Source organism: Saccharopolyspora sp. NPDC049426 (assembly GCF_040676935.1).
Classification (GTDB): Bacteria; Actinomycetota; Actinomycetes; order Mycobacteriales; family Pseudonocardiaceae; genus Saccharopolyspora.
This window is the reverse complement of record NZ_JBFAPZ010000010.1, coordinates 212,142-231,179: the sequence shown is the minus strand read 5'-3', so window position 1 is coordinate 231,179 and position 19,038 is coordinate 212,142. Positions and strand designations below refer to the sequence as shown.

The window sequence follows — 19,038 nt, the reverse complement described above, 5'->3', positions numbered from 1 at the left end:
TCTTGTGATTGTGCGAGTTCGATTTGCTCAGCGGTGCGGGTGGCGGAACCCGCACGGCGTTGCGGCTGCCCTCACGGAGAACCGCTGAGAACGCGGTTCGGTCCCACACCTGAGAACAGCGGCTACCGCCGCACGCTGAACTGACCCCTCAGTTCGAGCAGACCGTCCACGGCCGGTTCCAGGTCGAGGGCGTTGACCTCGCGCACCTTGGTGAGCAGGCCCACGGGGAAACCGGAAAGCCCGTGCTGCGCACCGAGGATCGCGCCGAGCACGGCGGCGATCGTGTCGGTGTCACCGCCGAGGCCCGCGGCCGTGGTCAGCGCCTCGACCGGTGTGTCGCCCAGAGCCTCGGCGAGGGCGAAGGCGGCCACCATCGACTCCTGGACGGCGACGGACGTTCCGATGACCTTGGAAACGGCGTAGGACAGAGTGGTTCGGTCCATGCCCCGAACCCAGCGACGAGCCCACCGGATTCGGCAGGCGATGTCGCCACCCGCGCACCACCAGCCCTTGCGGGCCCCGAGCGCGGCGGCGTGTTCGCCCTGATCGAGCGCGGTGGACAGGTCGGCTCCGTCGATGCCCGCCGACACGGCGGCGGCCACGGCGGAAGCGCCTGCGATGCCGACGTTGGTGTTGTGCGTGAGCTTGCTGGCCGCTGCGACCGCCTCCACCAGCCCGCCGAGGTCAGGGGGAGTGGCGATGGCGACCGGGGTGATGCGCATGGCCGCGCCGTTGGTGGTGCCGCCGCGACCGGCCTCCTCCGGGTCGGTGCCGGATTCGAGCAGCTTCAGCGCGCGCTTGGTGGACGGCCCGAGCAGGTCCGCCAGGCCTCGCGCGACCATCCCGGATTCCCAGTCCAGCAGCGCTTTTCCGAAGACCATCGGGTCGATCGTGCCGGAGCCGCCGATGAGCAGGTCGGCGACCAGCACGGCCTGCTCGGTGTCGTCGGTGATGGTGCCCGCGGGCAGGTTCGGTGAGATCGGCTGCTCGGCGACGGCGTCGCGGAGCGATCGGATGAAGCCGTAGTGGGTGACGATGTCCTCGCGGGACATCGATTGCGTCGGCATGCCCAGGGCATCGCCGATCGCCAGTCCGTAGAAAGCGCCGAGCGCGCGGTCGCGTGTGCTCATGGGCGGCCAAACGTCAGGTGGAACTGGAACCGGTTCGGGTCGAGCAGGCTGGTGACCTGCTCGACGAGCTGGCCGTCGGCGGTGACGTTGGTGCGCACCGCCTGCAGGAACAGCTCGCCCTCGGGGCGTTCGAGCAGCGCGGCCATCCGGGCGGACAGCGCGTGGGTGCCGATGCGCTGGTCGCCGGCGCCGGCGACCAGCCCGGCCGAGAGCAGGGTGGCTGTTATGGAGCCTTCGAGCAGCCCCTTCTCGGGCAGCTCGCGCAGTTCTCCGACCGCCGGGATCAAGGAGGTCTCCACCGACACCGGCCCGACGGCCCGATCCCGGCGCAGGCGGCGTATGGCGATGAACTCCTCGAGTCCGAAGCGCTCGGTGAGCTCGGCGTCGGTGGTGAGCTCGATGCCCAGCAGTTCGGTGCTGATGTCGAACCCGGAGTCGGCGAGCGCGGTGGCCCAGCCGACCGTCTGGTCGAGCGTGACTCCGTCGAAGGTGACGAAGGAGCCGACGCCGCTGCGGGTGGCGATGAGTTCCTGGCGTTGCAACTCGGACAGGGCGCTGCGCACGGTACCGCGGCTGACCTGGTACTTCTCCGCGATCTGGTTCTCGCCCGGCAACTGCTCGCCGCGCGCGAGCCGCCCCGAGCGGATCTGCTCGGTGAGCTCGGCGATCAACCGGTCACGTTTCCCGAAGGGAACCTGTCCAGTCCTGTTCATTCCTGTACAGTAAGGCTACTGCCCGGTAGGCACAACATATGCCACGCTGACGGAGTAGTGGTCCCGTTTCGGGAAGCCCGTTGCGCGAGTTCGGGATCAGCCGTCGGATCGGGGGCACCAGCCCCACTTGGTGGAGCCGTAGCGCCAGCGCGCGTCGGGCGGCAGGTGCTCGCCGTGCAGCACCCAGCCGTCCTCCTGCCGCGACCAGTGCAGGATCTGCTCCTCCCACGGGCGGCACATCAACTGCCTGCGCTCCTCGGCCTCGCGGCACACCTCCCAGGTGTGCACCGCGCCCTTCCACAGGCGGCCAAGCCTCGACACATCTGCAGATGGTGCGACCGCCCACCGACATGCGAAAGGGCCACGCCGGAGGATCTGGCCTCATCGGCGTGGCCCGTTCGAGCGATTCGCTACAGCGTCTCGACGGTGTTCGGGTACAGCTCCTCGATGGCCTCGACGTGGTTGTCAGCCACGGCCTTCCGCTTGATCTTCAGGCTCGGGGTGACCTCGTTGTGCTCGATGGTCAGCTCGCGCGGCAGGATCGCGAACTTCTTGATCGTCTCGTGCCGGTTCAGCGTCGCGTTGAGGTCCTCGACTGCGGCGGCCACCATCTCGTGAGCCTTGGGATGCGCGGCCAGCTCCTCGTAGGACAGCTCCCCGAGGTCGTTGGCCTGCGCCCACTCGACGATCGACTCCTCGTCGAGGGTCACCAGCGCGGTGCAGTAGGGCCGCTTGTCGCCGAAGACCACCACGTTGCTGACGTAGGGGCACAGCGCCTTGAACTTGCCCTCCACCGACTGCGGCGCCACGTACTTGCCGCCGGAGGTCTTGATCAGGTCCTTCTTGCGGTCGGTGATGCGCAGCCGGCCCTGCTCGTCGAGCTCGCCGATGTCACCGGTGTGGAACCAGCCCTCGCCCGTGAGCACCTCGGCGGTCGCCTCCGGCATGTTGTGGTAACCGAGCATCACACCGCCACCGCGCAACAGCACCTCGCCGTCCTCGGCGATGCGGACCTCGGTGCCGGGCAGCGGCTGGCCCACCGTGCCGATGCGGAAGTCGTTGGTGCGGTTGACGAAACTGGCCGCGGTGGTCTCGGTCAGCCCGTAGCCCTCGGCGATCAGCACGCCCGCGGCGTGGAAGAAGCGCGCGATGTCCGGTGCCAGCGCGGCGCTGCCCGAGATGAAGAACCGCAGCCTGCCGCCGAACTTCTCGCGCAGCTTGGAGAACACGAGCTTGTCGGCGACCGCGTACTGGACCTTGAGCCCCAGGCCGGCCTGCTGCCCGCTCTGCTGGAGCCGGGAGATCTCCAGACCCACGGCGCAGGCCCAGCGGAAGATCTTGTACTTGAGCTCGCCGCCCTCCTTGGCCTGCACGACGACCTTGTTGTAGATCTTCTCGAAGATCCGCGGCGCACCGGCCACGAACGTCGGACGCACCTCGCCGAGGTTGTCCACGATCTTGTCGATCCGGCCGTCCACCGCGGTCAGGTAGCCGGTGCGGATCTGGCCGACCTGCAGGACCTTGCCGAACACGTGCGACAGCGGCAGCCACAGGTACTGCACGTCCTCGGCGGTCATCTCGCCGGTGGCGTGCATCGCCTCGGCCACGTAGACCCAGTTCGACTGGGCGAGCCGCACGCCCTTGGGGTTGCCGGTGGTGCCGGAGGTGTAGATGAGCGTCGCCAGGTCGTCGATGCCGACCGCCTCGACGAGCTGGTCGAACAGCTCCGGCTCGGCCTCGTGCTTGGCGCGGCCCTGGGCCTCCAGGTCGGCCAGGCTCAGCACCCAGTCTCCGTCGGCGGTGCCGTCGAAGGTGATGACGCGGGTCAGCTCGGGCAGGTTGTCCCGCTGCTCGCGCAGCTTGGCGATCTGCTCGTCGTCCTCGGCGAAGACGATCGTCGAACCGGAGTCGGAGATGATGTAGGCGCAGCCCTCGGCCGTGGTCGTGGGGTAGATCGTCGTGGTGGCGCCACCGGCGCACATCACGCCCATGTCGGCGAGGATCCAGTCGATCCGCGTGCCGGCCAGGATCCCGCACCGCTGCTGCGACCCCAGGCCGATCGCGTGCAGCCCCAGCGCGATCGCTCGCGCCCTTTCCCAGGTCTGCGACCAGGTCAGCGAGCGCCACTGCTCGTCTTCCGGGTAGCGGAACGCCTCGCTGTCGCCCGACCGCTGGACGCGATCGCGCAGCATGTCAGGAACCGAGCGGAATTCTGAGGAGATCGCGGCAGGCATGGGCGGGAACGTAATCGAGGTCACGCACCCGCGCAATGAGGATCGGACAAATCGGGAGAGGTCGTTCCGATCTGTTACCGACGAGTTGCCTTGCGGGGCGAACTCGCAGGTCGGTGCTTCCCGGGTCGTCTCCGACCGCACCGGCGGCGGACCCGGTTCGGCGGGCCCGCCAGGTGCGGATCGGGTCGGTGGATCATGGACTGGCTCCCGCGTTCCCGGCGAGCAGGACGAGGGCGAGAACCGACAGCACGGTGAACACGGCCGCGGGCGGGCCGAGCACGGACCGGGCGATGGTCGCCAGTCCGGACATCGCCCGGGCCAGCACCACCGCCGCCGCGAACAACGCGACCAGGATGCCGAACAGCATTCCTTGCAGGACGGAGGAAACGGTGTCAGGGGTGACGACCTGTGGGTCGTTTGCCGCCAGCACCTCCGGGAGTATCGTGAACATGCGAGCTCCCTTCACGGGTGTTTCCCGTTGTGAGGGTGATCGTGAGTGTGCGCAGCGCCCCCGGTCGTGGCCAAACGATTGCCGGGGGCGTTCGCGTGTCCGGCCGACGATCCGCCGGCCGCGCCTCTGATGGTGATCCGAGACGCCCAGCGCCTCTGCTGCGGTGAAATTTCACTTCTCCGTTGAAGTTCTTCGCCGCCAGGTGAAACGCTCCGCCGTCAGTATGCGATCACTTCAACAGACCGTCAATGTCTTTGCTGGGCAACGACTTGCCGTTATGCACCCGAGGTGTCAGTATCTGCTGGTCTTCAGTGGTTCAGTGAAGTTTGGTGAAATTATCCGAACGGAGTGAAGGAGACGGCGCGATGGCCCGTCCCGGGAACCAGGGCGGAACCGGACGGCTCGGCTCGCGGCTTCGCGAGCTGCGCGAATCCCGCGGTATGACGCAACTTCGGCTGGGGCGGTCCCTCGGCGTCGCGGTGTCGAGCATTTCCTCCTGGGAGAGCGGCGCGAAACTACCTCCGCTCACCCGATTGGCCGATTACGCGACGTTCTTCGCCGCCGACGCCACCGGCGGGGTCCCGCCGGAGAACCAGCTCACCGGCGAGCAGCGCGAAGAGCGCCTGCGGCTCAAGCAGGAGCTCGACCGCCTGCGGACGACGCTGGACGAGGTGCGCGGTCCCGCGGAAGCCGAAGCGGGCCAGGACTTCTGGCACTTCCCCGACGGGGGACCCGTCCTCATCGTCACCGGCGGGCTCAGCGAGAAGCACTGGTCGCCGCTGGGTACTCCCAGCGAGCCGAACTTCCTGTCGCTGGCCCGCTGCGCGGACCTCGACGCCGCTGTGGAGCTGTTCGGGACGGTGCGCGCGGCCAACCCGCGTTCCGAGGTGGAGATCCGGCTCGAGAACCTCGGCGACGACGACCTGCGCGCCCACCTGGTGTTCCTGGGCAGCGGTGCGGCCAACCCGTGGGTGGAGTGGCTGACCGCCGAGTGGCCGGTCCGGCAGGTCCCCGACGAGGACGTCCCCGACGGTTCGGTGTTCGAGATCGACGGCGAGCGCAGGCTCAAACCGGGCTTCCGAGGCGATCAGCTCGTCGAGGACGTCGGAATGCTCGCCCGGATCCCGAACCCGAACAACATTCGCCGCACGCTGACCTTCTGCAGCGGCGTGTTCACCAGGGGAGGGTTCGGCGCGGTGCGCTGCCTGACCGATCCGCAGGCCAAGGACCGCAACCTCGCCTACCTCCACGACGAGGTCGAGGACCTCGACCGCTTCGGGGTGCTGATGCGGGTTCCGGTGATGCGGCACGTGACCGGCACGCCCGACCTGCAGAACCCGGCGAACCGGCTCTACGAGTGGCGACCGAAGACCTGATCACGAGGAGGCGGCGATGGTGAGTGCGCAGCGGTCCGGTCTCGGCGCACGGCTGCGGGAACTGCGCCAGGGGCACGGCCTGACCCAGGGGAAGCTGGCGCGGGTGCTCGGCGTGGCGGTCTCCAGCGTCTCGCAGTGGGAAGGCGGGGTGAAGGTGCCGCCACCGCCCCGGCTCGGCGACTACGCGACCTTCTTCGCGGCCGAGAACCCGGCGAGGAACGGGAAACTCCCCTCACCGGCCTCGCTCACCGAACAGGAGCGCCGGCTCCGCGCGAAGCTCAAGGAGGAGCTGGACGCGCTGCGGTCCCACGCGGATGAGTCCACGTCGGCGCAGGGGTTCTCGGACTTCTGGCGGTTCCCCGACGGCGGCCCGGTGCGCATCCTCACCGGGCGCGTTCCCGCCCGGAACCTCTCGCCGCTGGCCTCGCCCGAGCGGCGCAACTACATCGGGATGTCCTCCTACGCCGACGGCGACTCGTTGATCGAGCTCTACGGGCACGTCCGCGCGCTGAACCCCGCGTCGGACGTGCGGTTCGACATCGCCCGCCGCATCGACCCGCACGACCTGCATGCGCACCTGGTGCTGCTGGGAAGTCCGGCGATGAACCCGATGCGGCGTCAGGTGCGCTTCGGACTGCCGGTGCGCCAGGTCGAGGTCGACGACCTCGGGCACGGGGAGGTCTTCGAGATCGCCGAGGAATCCCGGCAGTACCGGCCGACGTTGCACGACGACCGGCTGATCGAGGACGTGGGCATGCTGGCGCGCTTCCCCAACCCCTACAACGTGCGGCGCAGCCTGACCTTGTGCAGCGGTGTGTTCACCCGGGGCGGGTTCGGCGCGGTCCGCTGCCTCACCGACCCCGAGCTGCGCGAGCGCAACCACGAGCGCCTCAAGCACCGGATCGCCGACCCGGACAACTTCGGGATGCTGATGCGCGTTCCGGTGGTGCGCAACGCGACCGCCACCCCGGACCTCAGCAACCCCGACACGTGGCTGCGAGCCTGGTCCCCCATCAAAACCTGAGAATTCCTCCGTGCACCGGGGTGACACTCTCCCGTGCTTCGGTGGGCGATTTGTCAGGGCCGCTGGTTACCGTCGTGGCAGTTCCCCGGCAGCTGAGGAGGAGTCATGGCGGAAGTGGATGCGGTGCAGCCCAACGGGACGCCCGCGTGGATCGACCTGGGAATCCCCGACCTCGATCGTGCGATGGCGTTCTACGGCGCCGTTTTCGGGTGGGAGTTCGACGTGGGGCCCGAGGGGATGGGCCGCTACACGATGTGCCTGGTCCGGGGCAGGGAAGTCGCCGCGCTCATGCCCAACCACGACCTCGAGGCGACCGAGTTCTGGTGGAACGTCTACTTCGCCACCGATGACGTCGCCGGCACCGTGTCCAAGGCGGAGGCCGCCGACGGCCAGGTGATCACCCCGCCCATGGACGTGATGGACAAGGGGCGGATGGCGATCCTCAAGGACCCGGTCGGCGGGCAGTTCGGGCTCTGGCACGGCAACAAGCACATCGGATCCCGCCTCGTCAACGAGCCGAACACCTTGCTGCGCAACGATCTCGTCACCCCGGACCCGGGTCCGGCGCGGGAGTTCTACCCGAAGGTCTTCGGCTTCAGCCTGGACAGCGAGGGACACCTCGGCGAAGGTGACTTCACGTTCCTGCGCCGACCCGACGGCCACGAGATCGGCGGAATCCTCGGCGACCCGTCCGCCACCGCTTCGTCCTGGGGCACGCTGTTCATGGTCGAGGACACCGACGCCACCGCACGACGGGCCACCGACGCGGGCGGCGTTGTCCAGCCCCCCTACGACATGGCCTACGGCCGCATCGCCGAGGTCAAGGACCCGTTCGGCACGCCCTTCACCATCGGTTCCGCCAAGGCCGGCTGACCGCTCCGTGATCGGGATCTCCTCCGGGTGTCGAACACGAGCTCAGAGCCGTGATGGGGACCCGGCCGAACGCCGCGCGGGGTTGTCTCGTGCCCGCGGATGGTTAGCCTGAGGGTGCTGGTGGTTCGTCCGGTCGAGCGGTGAGCGCGATCGAACGAGGCAAGAGGGAACCCGGTGCGAATCCGGGACTGCCCCGCAGCGGTGAGCGGGAACGACCGCCGTCATGAGCACTGGGCGTCACGCGTCCGGGAAGCGACGGCCAGTAGGTCCGGTCTTGAGGCGCGAGGTTCCACCGGGACCTCCCCGAGACCGGGTGCCCGCGAGTCCGAAGACCTGCCACCGGCGCGCGCACCGACGGTGCGCGCTGGTCCGAGGTCTCGCGGGAGGGCCTGGCGGACGATCAGCGGGCGACGTGCGTCCGCTGGTCGGCGCGTGCCTGCCGCGAAGTCCTCGACCGACCACGTCGAGCTCGCGAGGAGAGAGCGTTGACCAGCAAGATCGGATCCACCGTACTCGGACATCCCCGGATCGGCCCGAACCGGGAGCTCAAGCGAGCCCTGGAGTCCTACTGGGCGGGCCGCAGCGGCGAGGCGGACCTGCGGGAGGTCGCGCGTCGGCTGCGGGAGGACACCTGGCGAGGCTTGGCCGAAGCAGGCCTCGACTCGGTCCCGGGCAACACGTTCTCCTACTACGACCACGTCCTGGACACCGCCGTCGCCTTCGGGGCCGTCCCGCGCCGCTACGCCGAGCTGGGCCTCGGCGCGCTGGACACCTACTTCGCGATGGCGCGCGGCACCGAGGCCGTGCCCCCGCTGGAGATGACGAAGTGGTTCGACACCAACTACCACTACCTGGTCCCCGAAATCGGCCCGGACACGAGCTTCTCGCTCACCGACCGCACCGCTGTCGAGCAGTTCCGGGAGGCGCGCAAGCTCGGGGTGGAGACCCGGCCGGTGCTGGTGGGGCCGCTGACGTTCCTGCTGCTGTCCAAACCGTCCGAAGAGGACTTCGACCCGCTGGACAAGCTCGCCGAACTCACCGACGCCTACGAGCAGCTGCTCGGCGAACTCCACCGGGCCGGAGCGCAGTGGGTGCAGCTCGACGAGCCCGCGCTGGCCGCCGACCGCACGCCGCAGGAGCTCGACGCGCTGCGCAACACCTACCGGCGCCTCGGCGACCTCGCCGAACGCCCCGCGATCCTCACCGCCTGCTACTTCGGCGATCCCGGTGACGCGCTCGGCGTGCTCGCCGCCGCGCCGATCGAGGGCATCGCGCTGGACCTGGTCACCGATCCGTCCACTCAGGACCGAGTTGCCGCCACTCCCGGGTTGCGCGACAAGACTCTGGTCGCGGGGTTGATCGACGGCCGCAACATCTGGCGCGCCGACCTCGACCGGTGCATGACCGCGGCGGCGACGCTGCTGGGCTCGGCCGGCGAGGTGGGCATCGGCACGTCCTGCTCGCTGCTGCACGTGCCCTACGACATCGACGCGGAGACCTCGCTCGATCCGCAGGTCAAGCCGTGGCTTTCCTTCGCGGCGCAGAAGGTCCGCGAGGTGGTCACCCTCGGGCGGGCGCTGCGCGAGGGCCGCGACGTCGTCGAGAGCGAGCTCGTCGAGGCGCGAGCGGCGGTGGCCGACCGGGCGCGGGCGGAGCGGGTGCGCGACAACCGCGTTCGCGCGCGACTCGACGCACTGCGCCCGCAGGACTCCCGGCGCACCGATTACGCGAAACGGGCAGAAGCGCAGCAGAAGTCGCTTCGCCTGCCGCCGCTGCCGACCACCACGATCGGATCGTTCCCGCAGACCACCGACGTCCGCAAGGCGCGGGCCGCGCTGCGCGCCGGGCGCATCGACGCGGCCACCTACCGGCAGCGGATGCGCGACGAGGTCGAGCGCGTCATCGCGCTGCAGGAGGACATCGGCCTGGACGTGCTGGTGCACGGCGAGCCCGAGCGCAACGACATGGTGCAGTACTTCGCCGAGCAACTCGACGGTTTCGCCGCCACCGACAACGGGTGGGTGCAGTCCTACGGCTCCCGGTGCGTGCGGCCACCGATCCTGTTCGGCGACGTGCGGCGTCCGGAACCGATGACGGTCGAGTGGGCCGCGCACGCGCAGCGGCTCACCGAGAAGCCGGTCAAGGGAATGCTGACGGGTCCGGTCACCATGCTGGCGTGGTCGTTCGTCCGCGACGACCAGCCGCAGGCCGACACCGCCCGCCAGGTCGCGCTCGCCATCCGCGACGAGGTCCGCGACCTGGAGGCGGCCGGGATCCGCGTGGTGCAGGTCGACGAGCCCGCGCTGCGCGAACTGCTGCCGCTGCGCGCCGAGCAACGGCCGGCCTACCTGGAGTGGGCGGTGGAGTCGTTCCGCCTGGCCACCTCCGGGATCGCCGAGGCGACCCAGATCCACACCCACCTGTGCTATTCGGAGTTCGGCGACGTCATCGACGCGATCGTGGCCCTCGACGCCGACGTGACCAGCATCGAGGCGGCCCGCTCCCGCATGGAGGTCCTCGCCGACCTCAACGAGGTCGGCTTCGACCGGGGCGTGGGGCCAGGCGTCTACGACATCCACTCACCCCGGGTGCCCGACCAGGAGGAGATGGGGGAGCTGCTGCGGGCCGCTCTCAAGGCAGTTCCGGCCGACCGGCTGTGGGTCAACCCGGACTGCGGTCTCAAGACCCGCGACTACCCGCAGGTGGAACCGGCGTTGCGCAACATGACCGAGGCGGCCCACCGCACCCGCCCCTGATCCAGCCGGGTCCCCGTCGCCGGCGGCCGCCGTTGTGACGGTGGCGCCGACACCGGGCGGTTTTGGTCCGAACCTTCCACGATCGAATTCGGGTCAGTTCGGACCAAAACCGCCCCTCGGCGCTTCAGTCCCAGGTGAGCGCCGCGCCCGACTGGTACTCCGTGACCCTGGTCTCGAAGAAGTTCTTCTCCTTCTTCAGATCCATGGTCTCCGACATCCAGGGGAACGGGTTGTCGGTTTCCGGGAAGACCGGTTCCAGTCCGAGTTGTGCGCAGCGGCGGTTGGTGATGAACCGCATGTACTGCTCGCACACCTCGGAGTTCAGGCCGAGCATCCCGCGGGGCATGGTGTCCCGGCCGTAGGCGTTCTCCAGCTCGCACGCCTCGCGGAGCATCGTGCGCGCCTCCTGCTGGAACTCCGGGGTCCACAGGTGCGGGTTCTCCAGCTTGATCTGGTTGATGCAGTCGATGCCGAAGTTCAGGTGGATCGACTCGTCGCGCAGGATGTACTGGTACTGCTCGGCGATCCCGACCATCTTGTTCCGCCTGCCCAGCGACAGGATCTGCGCGAACCCGGTGTAGAACCACATGCCCTCGAAGATCACGTAGAACGCGATGAGGTCCCGCAGGAACGCCTGATCGGCCTCCGGGGTGCCGGTCGCGAACTCCGGGTTCTCCAGGTTCTGGGTGTAGCGCAGCGCCCACGCGTCCTTGTCGGCGATCGAGGGGATCTCCCGGTAGGCGTTGAACAACTCGCCCTCGTCGAGACCGAGGCTCTCGCAGATGTACTGGAACGTGTGGGTGTGCACGGCCTCCTCGAACGCCTGCCGCAGCAGGTACTGCCGGCACTCCGGGTTGGTGAGGTGCCGGTAGACCGCGAGCACGATGTTGTTGGCCACCAACGATTCCGCGGTCGCGAAGAACCCGAGGTTGCGCTTGAGCATGGTGCGCTCGTCCTCGGTGAGCCCGTCGCGGGACTTCCACAGCGCGATGTCGGCCTGCATCGACACCTCGGTGGGCATCCAGTGGTTGTTGCAACCCGCGAGGTACTTGTCCCAGGCCCAGCCGTACTTCAGCGGCAGCAGCTGGTTGACGTCGGCCCGCGAGTTGATCATCGCCTTCTCGGAGACGTCGACCCGCCCGCCGTCGCGGTCGATGGTGCCGAGTCCGGTGGTGGTGCTCATGAGCTCCTTCTCCTGGGGGATCACTGGCAGGCCTCGCAATCGGGGTCCTCGACCGAGCAGGCGGCGGCGGGGACGGCGTTGAGCTTGCCGTCGGTACCGCGCAGCGTGGACTTCTCCACGTGGGTCGCGCTGGACGAGCGCAGGTAGTAGGTCGTCTTGAGGCCCTTGCGCCAGGCCAGCCGGTAGAGCTCGTCGAGCTTGCGCCCGCTGGGCGTGGCCAGGTACAGGTTCAGCGACTGCGCCTGGTCGATCCACTTCTGCCTGCGGGCCGCGGCCTCGACCAGCCAGTGCGGCTCGATCTCGAACGCGGTGGCGTAGCGGGCTTTGAGCTCGTCCGGGACGCGGTCGATCGGCCCGAGCGACCCGTCGTAGAACTTCAGGTCCGCCACCATCGCCTCGTCCCACAGCCCGGCCCGCTTGAGGTCGGCCACCAGGTGCGGGTTGACGACGGTGAAGTCGCCGGACATGTTCGACTTGACGAAGAGGTTGCGGTACAGCGGCTCGATGGACTGGCCGACACCGCAGATGTTGGCGATGGTCGCGGTCGGCGCGATGGCCATCACGTTGGAGTTGCGCATCCCGTTGCCGCGAACCCGCTCCCGCAGCGACGACCAGTCCAGCGTCGAGCTCCGGTCCAGATCCGCACTCCCGCGCGCTTCCTGAACGAACTCCTGGGAATCGATGGGCAGAATTCCCCGGCTCCACAGCGAGCCCTCGAACGAGGCGTAGCGCCCGCGCTCCTCGGCGAGTCGGCTGGACGCGTCGATGGCGTGGTAGCTGATCTCCTCCATGCTGCGGTCGGCGAACTCCACCGCGTCATCGGAGGACATCGGGATCCGCAGCTTCAGCAGGGCGTCGGAGAATCCCATCAGCCCCAGCCCCACCGGCCGGTGCCGGCTGTTGGAGCGCTCGGCCTCGGGGATCGTGTAGAAGTTGATGTCGATGACGTTGTCCAGCATCCGCACGGCCGTGCGCACGGTCGCGGCGAGCCGGTCGCGGTCCAGGCTGTCGGCGGTGACGTGCCGGGCCAGGTTCACCGACCCCAGGTTGCACACCGCGACCTCGTCGGCGGCGGTGTTCAGGGTGATCTCGGTGCACAGGTTCGACGAGTGCACCACCCCGGTGTGCTGCTGCGGCGAGCGCAGGTTGCACGGGTCCTTGAAGGTGATCCACGGGTGCCCGGTCTCGAACAGCATGGTCAGCATCCGCCGCCACAGCTCCACCGCCCGGACCCGCCGGAACACGCGGATCTCGCCGCGCTCGGCCGCGGCCTCGTAGGCCCGGTAGCGCTCGGCGAACGCCGAACCGTAGAGGTCGTGCAGGTCGGGCGTCTCGTCCGGGGAGAACAGCGTCCAGGACTCGTCGGCCTCGACGCGGCGCAGGAACTCGTCGGGCACCCAGTTCGCGGTGTTCATGTCGTGGGTGCGCCTGCGGTCGTCACCGGTGTTCTTGCGCAGGTCCAGGAACTCCTCGACATCGATGTGCCAGGTCTCCAGGTACGCGCACACCGCGCCCTTGCGCTTGCCGCCCTGGTTGACCGCCACCGCCGTGTCGTTGGCGATCTTCAGGAACGGGACCACGCCCTGGGACTCGCCGTTGGTGCCGTGGATGTGGGCGCCGATGCCGCGCACCGGGGTCCAGTCGTTGCCCAGCCCGCCGGAGTACTTGGCCAGCAGCGCGTTGTTCCGGTACGAGCTGAAGATCGACTGGAGGTCGTCGTCCACAGTGGTCAGGAAGCACGACGACAGCTGCGGGCGGGTCGTGCCGGAGTTGAACAGCGTCGGCGTGGAGCACATGAAGTCGAACGACGACAGCAATCGGTAGAACTCGATGGCACGCGCATCGCGGTCGTCCTCGCGCATCGCCAGGCCCATCGCCACCCGCATGAAGAACGCCTGCGGCAGCTCGAACCGGATGCCGTCGTGGTGCAGGAAGTACCGGTCGTAGAGCGTTTGCAGCCCCAGGAAGTCGAAGGCGAGATCCCGCTCGGCGTCCAGCGCCGCGCCCAGCCGGGACAGGTCGAAGCGGGCCAACTCCGGGTCGAGCCGGCCCAGCTCGATGCCCCGCCGCACGTAGTCGGTGAAGTAGGACGCGTAGCGGTCGCGCATCTGCTCCTGGTCGGTCTGCTGCGGCGCACCGGCCAGGTGGCTCAGCGCTTCGCCGCGCAGCTTGTCCAGCAGCAGTCGAGCGGTGACCAGGGAGTAGTTCGGCTCGGACTCCACCAGCGTGCGCGCCGACATGATCAGCGCCTCGCCGAGTTCGGCGTCCCCGATGCCGGGGTAGACGTTGCGCTCGACCTCGGTGAGCACCGCCGACGGGTCCACGTCGGCGAGTCCCGCGCAGGACTGCTCGACCACAGTGGACACGCGGCCGCCGGTGAGCGGAATGGGTTCGGACAGTGCGGTGTCGGTCACCGGGACTCTCTCCTCGCGAGCTCGGAAGGCATGCCCGGAACCGGCGGCGACAGCACGCGAGGACGCGACGGAAGCGAAGACCGTCGCATGTCCGCGTGGACCCTCCCGCGAGGTCCCGGACGGCGCGCACGGGCGTGCGCGCGCCGATGGCAGGTCTTCGGACTCACGGGCGTCCGGTCTCGGGGAATCGCAAGACCGGTCCTACTGGCCGTCGCTTCCCGGACGCGTGGCGTCCAGTGCGTGATGACGGCGGTCGTTCCCGTTCACCGCTGCGGGGCAGTCCCGGATTCGCACCGGGTTCCCTGTTGCCACACCGGACCCGCGCGGGCCCGGTGAACCACCAGCGAGCGACACTCTACATCTTGGGTCTGACTCGTCCACCAACACCAACATGGGCGTGTCGGAGGGAGAAATGAGTCACTTCCCGAACCACTTCGACAGGTGGGGGAGGAGGTCTCGCTGATCGTCCCCGACCCAGGCCACGTGACCGTCCGGGCGCAGCAGGACGGCGGGCGCGTCGAGATCCGCGCCGACGTCGACGACGTGATCGACCCGGTCGTCCCAGCCCTCGACCGAGAGCTCCCCGGTCCGGTCGAGCAGCAGTCCGCGTCCCGTTCGCGTCAGCTCGTAGAGGCGGCCTCGCTCCAGGTTGACATCGCGCATGCGCCTGCCGACCAGGTCGTGGTCCCCGCCGAAGTCGTAGCGCACGTCGAGCGCGATGATCTTCTCGGTGAGGTGCCGGTTGACCTCGTCGAAGTCCATCAGCTCCGACACCAGCCGACGTACCGCCCGCGCGCCCGGCTCGGTGGACATCAGCTGCATCTGCGCGCGCGTGTTGTCCAGGACGGCGGCGGCCACCGGATGCCGTTCGTCCTGGTAGCTGTCGAGCAGGTCCGCCGATGCCCACCCGGCGATCTCCGCGGCGAGCTTCCAACCGAGGTTGAACGCGTCCTGCAGACCGAGGTTGAGCCCCTGGCCCCCGACCGGAGGGTGGATGTGCGCGGCATCGCCTGCGAGCAGCACGCGACCCGCGCGGTAGCGCTCGGCCTGCCGGGTCGCGTCGCCGATGCGGGCGAGGCGGCGAGGGGAGTGCGCGCCGAAGTCGGTGCCCGCGATCGCTTCGAGCCGGCTGGTGAGCTCCCCGAGGGTCGGCGGCGCCGAACGGTCCTCGGCAATACCGGCGGCCGGTACGACGACCCGGCACCACTCGCCGTCGAGAGGACCGACGCCGAAGCGCTTCTGGGTCTTGCGGACCTCGTTCGTCACGGCGGCCATGGTCTCCCGCGACGCGGTCATCTTCATCTCGCCGAGCAGCGTGTCCACCCTGGACGGCTCGCCGGGGAACCCGATGCCGCACAGCTTGCGCACGGTGCTGCGACCGCCGTCGCAGCCGACGAGGTAGCGCGCCCGCAACCGCGTGCCATCGGCGAGCTCGGCGGTCACCCCGTCCTCGTCCTGATCGAGTCCGACCAGTTCACAGCCCCGCCGGACCTCGACGTCGAGCTCGGCTGCCCGCTCGGCCAGCAGTCGTTCGGTCGTGGTCTGCGGGATGCCCAGCACGTAGCCGTGCGCGGTGTCCAGGCGCTCGGGCGCGGGCTTGGAGATGGCGGCGAAGAAACCGCCGAGCGGGTACTTCGTCCCCTCGGCCAGGAACCGCTCCAGCAGGCCCCGCTGGTCCAGGACCTCGATGCTGCGCACGTGCAGCCCCAACGCGCGCACGAAGTCCGTCGGCTCCGCGGCCTTGTCCAGCACGACCACGCCCACCCCGTGCAGCCGCAGCTCCGCCGCCAGCATCAGACCGGTCGGACCGGCACCGGCGACAACAACGTCGATCATCTCTCAACCCCCGGTCACTCCGTGCAGCGAATTCGGCATCTTCGCAGCTCACGGCTTCAGATCGGAGATTCTGCGGCATACCCGGGGGCTTGCCGCAAGCCCCCGGGTGCGCTATACGTTGACTACGGCGGGGAAACGACGCCGACGCGTCATCGGGCCTGGAACAGCTCCACCACGTTGCCCGAGGGGTCTCGCAGCAGGACCTGCTGACCGCCCGGACCGCTGATGACGTCATTGCGGAAATCAACACCTTCGGCGCGCAGCCGATCCACCTCGGCGGCGAGATCGTCGACGATGAGGTGGATCCGGTTCCACCCGCCGGGGCCGGGGATCGCGCCGTCCGGCATCGCCCGGCCCGCTGAGCTGGCCGGACCGCTCAGCAGCAGCCGTAGGTCACCCCTGATGACGTCGGCGAACGCCGGCGCGAAGTCGGTCCGGACGGTGAATCCCAGATGGCGCGCGTAGAACTCGACGGCCTTGTCGACATCATCGACCATGTACCTGACGCTGACGAAATCACCGGCGTTGTCGGGCATGGCGTCCTCCCTCGTCGTCACATCCCGCGGATCGGTGGGTTCACAGTGATGAGCCCGGCCGGAGGGACGGTGTGACAGGTGGCGGAAGACGATCGGCTCGCCCAGCGGTTCGAGCAGCACCGAGGGCAGCTGCGCGCGGTGGCCTACCGGATGCTCGGGTCCGTGACCGATGCCGAGGACGCGGTGCAGAACGCCTGGCTGCGCCTCAGCCGAGCGGAGCCCGACGAGATAGCCAACCTCGGAGGCTGGCTGACCACCGTCGTCGCTCGCGAAGCGCTGCACCTGCTTCGGTCGCGTCGGCGTCGCCGCGAGGATCTCGTCGACACCGCCGCCACCCCGTTGCCGGACCCCGTGGTCTCCGCCCCGGAGGGGGAGGGGCCGGAGCAGCAGGCGCTGCTCGCCGACTCGGTCAGCCTCGCGCTGCTCGTGGTGCTGGAGTCGCTCAGCCCGGCCGAGCGGTTGGCCTTCGTGCTGCACGACATGTTCGACCTGCCCTTCGACGAGGTCGCGCGGCTGGTGGACCGCACGCCGGTGGCGGCCCGGCAGCTCGCGAGCCGCGCGCGGCGACGCGTCCGGGGCGCCGAGCCACCCACCCCCGACCAGGACATCGGCAGGCAGCGCGAGGTGGTGGACGCGTTCTTCACCGCCGCGAACGCCGGGGACTTCGACGCGCTGGTGCGGTTGCTCGACCCCGACGTCGTCTTCCGCACCGACTACGGCGGCGAGCGGCCGCCCGCGGTGTACCGAGGGGCTGAGAAGATCGCCCGGCAGTCCCGCGCGAGTCGCGGTGCGGAGCTCCACCGGGTGCTCGTCAACGGCCTGCCCGGCGTGGTCGCCGCCCGGTCCGGCCGTCCGGTGTCGATCATGGTGTTCACCGTGGTGGACGGCCGCATCGTGGAGATCGACGGCATCCGCGACGCCGACCGCGTGAAGCGGCTGACGGCAGGAGTCGTCCGATTCCGCGACTGACCGCGCGAACCCGCAACCGCTAGAACACCTCTCGCTGAAGCCGCCGAACGATCTCGTCCAGGCTGAGACTCTCGGGCACCGTTCGTTCCTCGATCAGTTCCAGCCGACCCGCCTGGCCGAACCACTCGCTCATCTCGGCGGCCCCGAACTCGGCGGATTTCGGTCGCGTCGCGTGCCGCCGCAAGGTCTCGGACCAGCTGATGTCGAAGTAGTAGAAGAAGCTCCGGCCCGCGTGGTCGTCGTGGAGGGACCGCAGCATCGCGCCGTAGCGGGCCGCCGGCATGATCCCTTCGAGGATCACGTGAAATCCGCGATCCAGCGCGAACCGCGCGGTGTTCGAGATCAACTCGATGTTCGCCCCACCAGGCCGATCGCGCTCACGCAGCAGGATCCGGCGCAGGTAGTCCTGCTCCACCAGGGCCACGCCGCGCCCGACCCGCCGACGCAATTCCCGCGCCGCAGAGGACTTCCCAGAACCGGAAGGCCCGCGAAGGACCACCAGTCGAGTGCCGTCGTCACCGGTCCTCATGAGCGCCCCCTCGCGTGCCCGGCGCAGAACTCATCGCCTCCCGGATCCGCCATCACCATGCCGGGACCGTACCGGCGATGCCCGACATGTCCGCGGTGCTCGGCTGGATCCGGATTTCAGTGGAAGTCGGGACGTTCCCGCGTCCTGGGGTGCGTGCGTTGGGGGATGATCGGGTGGTGGTTCATCGAACGGTGGTTGATGCTCACGTGATCATGGTGCGGGAGGGGCGAGTGCTGCTCAGCCGCAGGCGCGGGAGCTTCGGGGACGGGTTGTGGCACCTTCCCTCGGGGAAGGTCGATGCGGGGGAATCGCTGGTCCAGGCCGCGGTTCGGGAGGCGTGGGAGGAGGTCGGGGTTCGCATCGACGGGAACGATCTCCGGCACGTGCACACGCTGCACGCGACCGCGACCGGTGTCGAGCCGCGCCTCGGGGTGTTCTTCGAAGCCCCCGCCTGGCACGGCGAACCGGAGAACCGCGAGCCCGAGAAGTGTTACGAGCTGAGTTGGTTCGCGCTCGACGCGCTGCCCGGCGACATCATCGGCTACCCGGCCGCCGGCCTGCGCGGTTACCTCGAATCGCGTCCCTTCGGAACCCTCGGGTGGGACGGGTGAGTCACCGGGTGCTGCGGAAGTTGTCGGCTGGGACGTGGAGCGCTTCTCCCGTGGTGAAGGTGATCTCGACGGCGTCGGGCAGCCACGTGACCTGGCGGAGTGCCGGAGGTTCGGAGCCGAAGGCGAGCTCGACGGGGTAGTAGTAGGACGCGGCGTCGGGGCCCAGGCGGAGTTCGTAGCGGGTGTCGGTGACCGTGCGGAGCTCGACCAGGTGGAGGTCGCTGGACCACCGCGCACCCGAGTGCTCGTAGGTCACGCCCGCGTCCCCGGAGGTCTCGTGGTGCAGCACCTGTTCGTGCAGCGTGATCGACGGACCCACGAGGAGGATCGCGGCCAGCAGCGCGGCCGACACGGCGACGATCGAGAACGTCCTGCGCACCGGCGGAAGTATGCCATCGGTGGG

Annotated in this window: 17 protein-coding genes and 2 riboswitches; of the genes, 6 read left to right on the top strand and 11 right to left on the bottom strand. The window is 69.2% G+C overall.

The annotated features are described in order from the left end of the window. Positions 1–122 precede the first annotated feature (122 nt). The 5 genes from AB0J78_RS22625 to AB0J78_RS22605 form a co-directional block, all read right to left on the bottom strand. Entirely contained in the window at positions 123–1,130 is a 1,008-nt protein-coding gene (locus tag AB0J78_RS22625; RefSeq protein ID WP_363792089.1) for an ADP-ribosylglycohydrolase family protein, read from the bottom strand. Further along, positions 1,127–1,843 (bottom strand): GntR family transcriptional regulator, encoded by a 717-nt coding sequence (locus tag AB0J78_RS22620; RefSeq protein ID WP_363792087.1) that lies wholly within the window; start codon positions 1,841–1,843, stop codon positions 1,127–1,129. The genes AB0J78_RS22625 and AB0J78_RS22620 overlap by 4 nt, the downstream gene beginning before the upstream one ends. Positions 1,844–1,939: 96 nt before the next feature. Further along, positions 1,940–2,164 carry a hypothetical protein gene (locus tag AB0J78_RS22615; protein WP_363792085.1) on the bottom strand — a complete coding sequence of 75 codons (225 nt, stop codon included), beginning with the start codon at positions 2,162–2,164 and terminating at the stop codon, positions 1,940–1,942. A gap of 89 nt (positions 2,165–2,253) precedes the next feature. Next, positions 2,254–4,077 carry a long-chain fatty acid--CoA ligase gene (locus AB0J78_RS22610; RefSeq protein WP_363792083.1) on the bottom strand — a complete coding sequence of 608 codons (1,824 nt, stop codon included), beginning with the start codon at positions 4,075–4,077 and terminating at the stop codon, positions 2,254–2,256. 193 nt (positions 4,078–4,270) lie between these two features. Next, entirely contained in the window at positions 4,271–4,528 is a 258-nt protein-coding gene (locus AB0J78_RS22605) for a hypothetical protein (protein ID WP_363792081.1), read from the bottom strand. A gap of 365 nt (positions 4,529–4,893) precedes the next feature. On the opposite strand from AB0J78_RS22605, the gene AB0J78_RS22600 reads away from it, so the two are divergent. From AB0J78_RS22600 to metE, 4 genes are all read left to right on the top strand, one after another. Then, the gene (locus AB0J78_RS22600; protein ID WP_363792079.1) at positions 4,894–5,904 is read left to right on the top strand and encodes a helix-turn-helix transcriptional regulator; all 1,011 of its coding nucleotides are present in this window, start codon (positions 4,894–4,896) and stop codon (positions 5,902–5,904) included. A 16-nt stretch (positions 5,905–5,920) separates the two neighbouring features. Further along, entirely contained in the window at positions 5,921–6,928 is a 1,008-nt protein-coding gene (locus AB0J78_RS22595; protein WP_363792077.1) for a helix-turn-helix domain-containing protein, read from the top strand. Positions 6,929–7,033: 105 nt separating this feature from the next. Further along, positions 7,034–7,801, top strand: a complete 768-nt coding sequence (locus AB0J78_RS22590; protein ID WP_363792075.1) for a VOC family protein — start codon at positions 7,034–7,036, stop codon at positions 7,799–7,801. A gap of 104 nt (positions 7,802–7,905) precedes the next feature. Beyond that, positions 7,906–8,157: riboswitch (cobalamin riboswitch) on the top strand. Between the two features lie 129 nt (positions 8,158–8,286). Beyond that, the gene (metE, locus tag AB0J78_RS22585; RefSeq protein WP_363792073.1) at positions 8,287–10,557 is read left to right on the top strand and encodes a 5-methyltetrahydropteroyltriglutamate--homocysteine S-methyltransferase; all 2,271 of its coding nucleotides are present in this window, start codon (positions 8,287–8,289) and stop codon (positions 10,555–10,557) included. 124 nt (positions 10,558–10,681) lie between these two features. Here the strand turns inward: metE and AB0J78_RS22580 are convergent, their stop codons facing one another. From AB0J78_RS22580 to AB0J78_RS22565, 4 genes are all read right to left on the bottom strand, one after another. Further along, on the bottom strand, positions 10,682–11,740 hold the full coding sequence (locus AB0J78_RS22580; RefSeq protein WP_132674633.1) for a ribonucleotide-diphosphate reductase subunit beta: 1,059 nt from the start codon (positions 11,738–11,740) through the stop codon (positions 10,682–10,684). A 20-nt stretch (positions 11,741–11,760) separates the two neighbouring features. Next, positions 11,761–14,154 carry a ribonucleoside-diphosphate reductase subunit alpha gene (locus AB0J78_RS22575; RefSeq protein WP_363792071.1) on the bottom strand — a complete coding sequence of 798 codons (2,394 nt, stop codon included), beginning with the start codon at positions 14,152–14,154 and terminating at the stop codon, positions 11,761–11,763. Between the two features lie 130 nt (positions 14,155–14,284). Then, positions 14,285–14,511: riboswitch (cobalamin riboswitch) on the bottom strand. A 60-nt stretch (positions 14,512–14,571) separates the two neighbouring features. Continuing rightward, positions 14,572–15,990: a rifampin monooxygenase gene (gene rox / locus AB0J78_RS22570; RefSeq protein WP_363792069.1), complete on the bottom strand. Its 1,419-nt coding sequence runs from the start codon at positions 15,988–15,990 to the stop codon at positions 14,572–14,574. A gap of 149 nt (positions 15,991–16,139) precedes the next feature. Next, positions 16,140–16,526: a VOC family protein gene (locus AB0J78_RS22565; protein ID WP_363792067.1), complete on the bottom strand. Its 387-nt coding sequence runs from the start codon at positions 16,524–16,526 to the stop codon at positions 16,140–16,142. Positions 16,527–16,604: 78 nt separating this feature from the next. Here AB0J78_RS22565 and AB0J78_RS22560 point away from each other — a divergent pair, with 78 nt between their 5' ends. Beyond that, entirely contained in the window at positions 16,605–17,495 is an 891-nt protein-coding gene (locus AB0J78_RS22560; RefSeq protein WP_363792065.1) for a sigma-70 family RNA polymerase sigma factor, read from the top strand. A 19-nt stretch (positions 17,496–17,514) separates the two neighbouring features. Here the strand turns inward: AB0J78_RS22560 and AB0J78_RS22555 are convergent, their stop codons facing one another. Further along, on the bottom strand, positions 17,515–18,024 hold the full coding sequence (locus AB0J78_RS22555) for an AAA family ATPase (RefSeq protein ID WP_363792063.1): 510 nt from the start codon (positions 18,022–18,024) through the stop codon (positions 17,515–17,517). 191 nt (positions 18,025–18,215) lie between these two features. Here AB0J78_RS22555 and AB0J78_RS22550 point away from each other — a divergent pair, with 191 nt between their 5' ends. Then, positions 18,216–18,635, top strand: a complete 420-nt coding sequence (locus AB0J78_RS22550; RefSeq protein ID WP_363792061.1) for an NUDIX domain-containing protein — start codon at positions 18,216–18,218, stop codon at positions 18,633–18,635. A 1-nt stretch (position 18,636) separates the two neighbouring features. Here AB0J78_RS22550 and AB0J78_RS22545 read toward each other — a convergent pair whose 3' ends face one another. Continuing rightward, positions 18,637–19,014 carry a hypothetical protein gene (locus AB0J78_RS22545; protein ID WP_363792059.1) on the bottom strand — a complete coding sequence of 126 codons (378 nt, stop codon included), beginning with the start codon at positions 19,012–19,014 and terminating at the stop codon, positions 18,637–18,639. Positions 19,015–19,038: the final 24 nt, after the last annotated feature.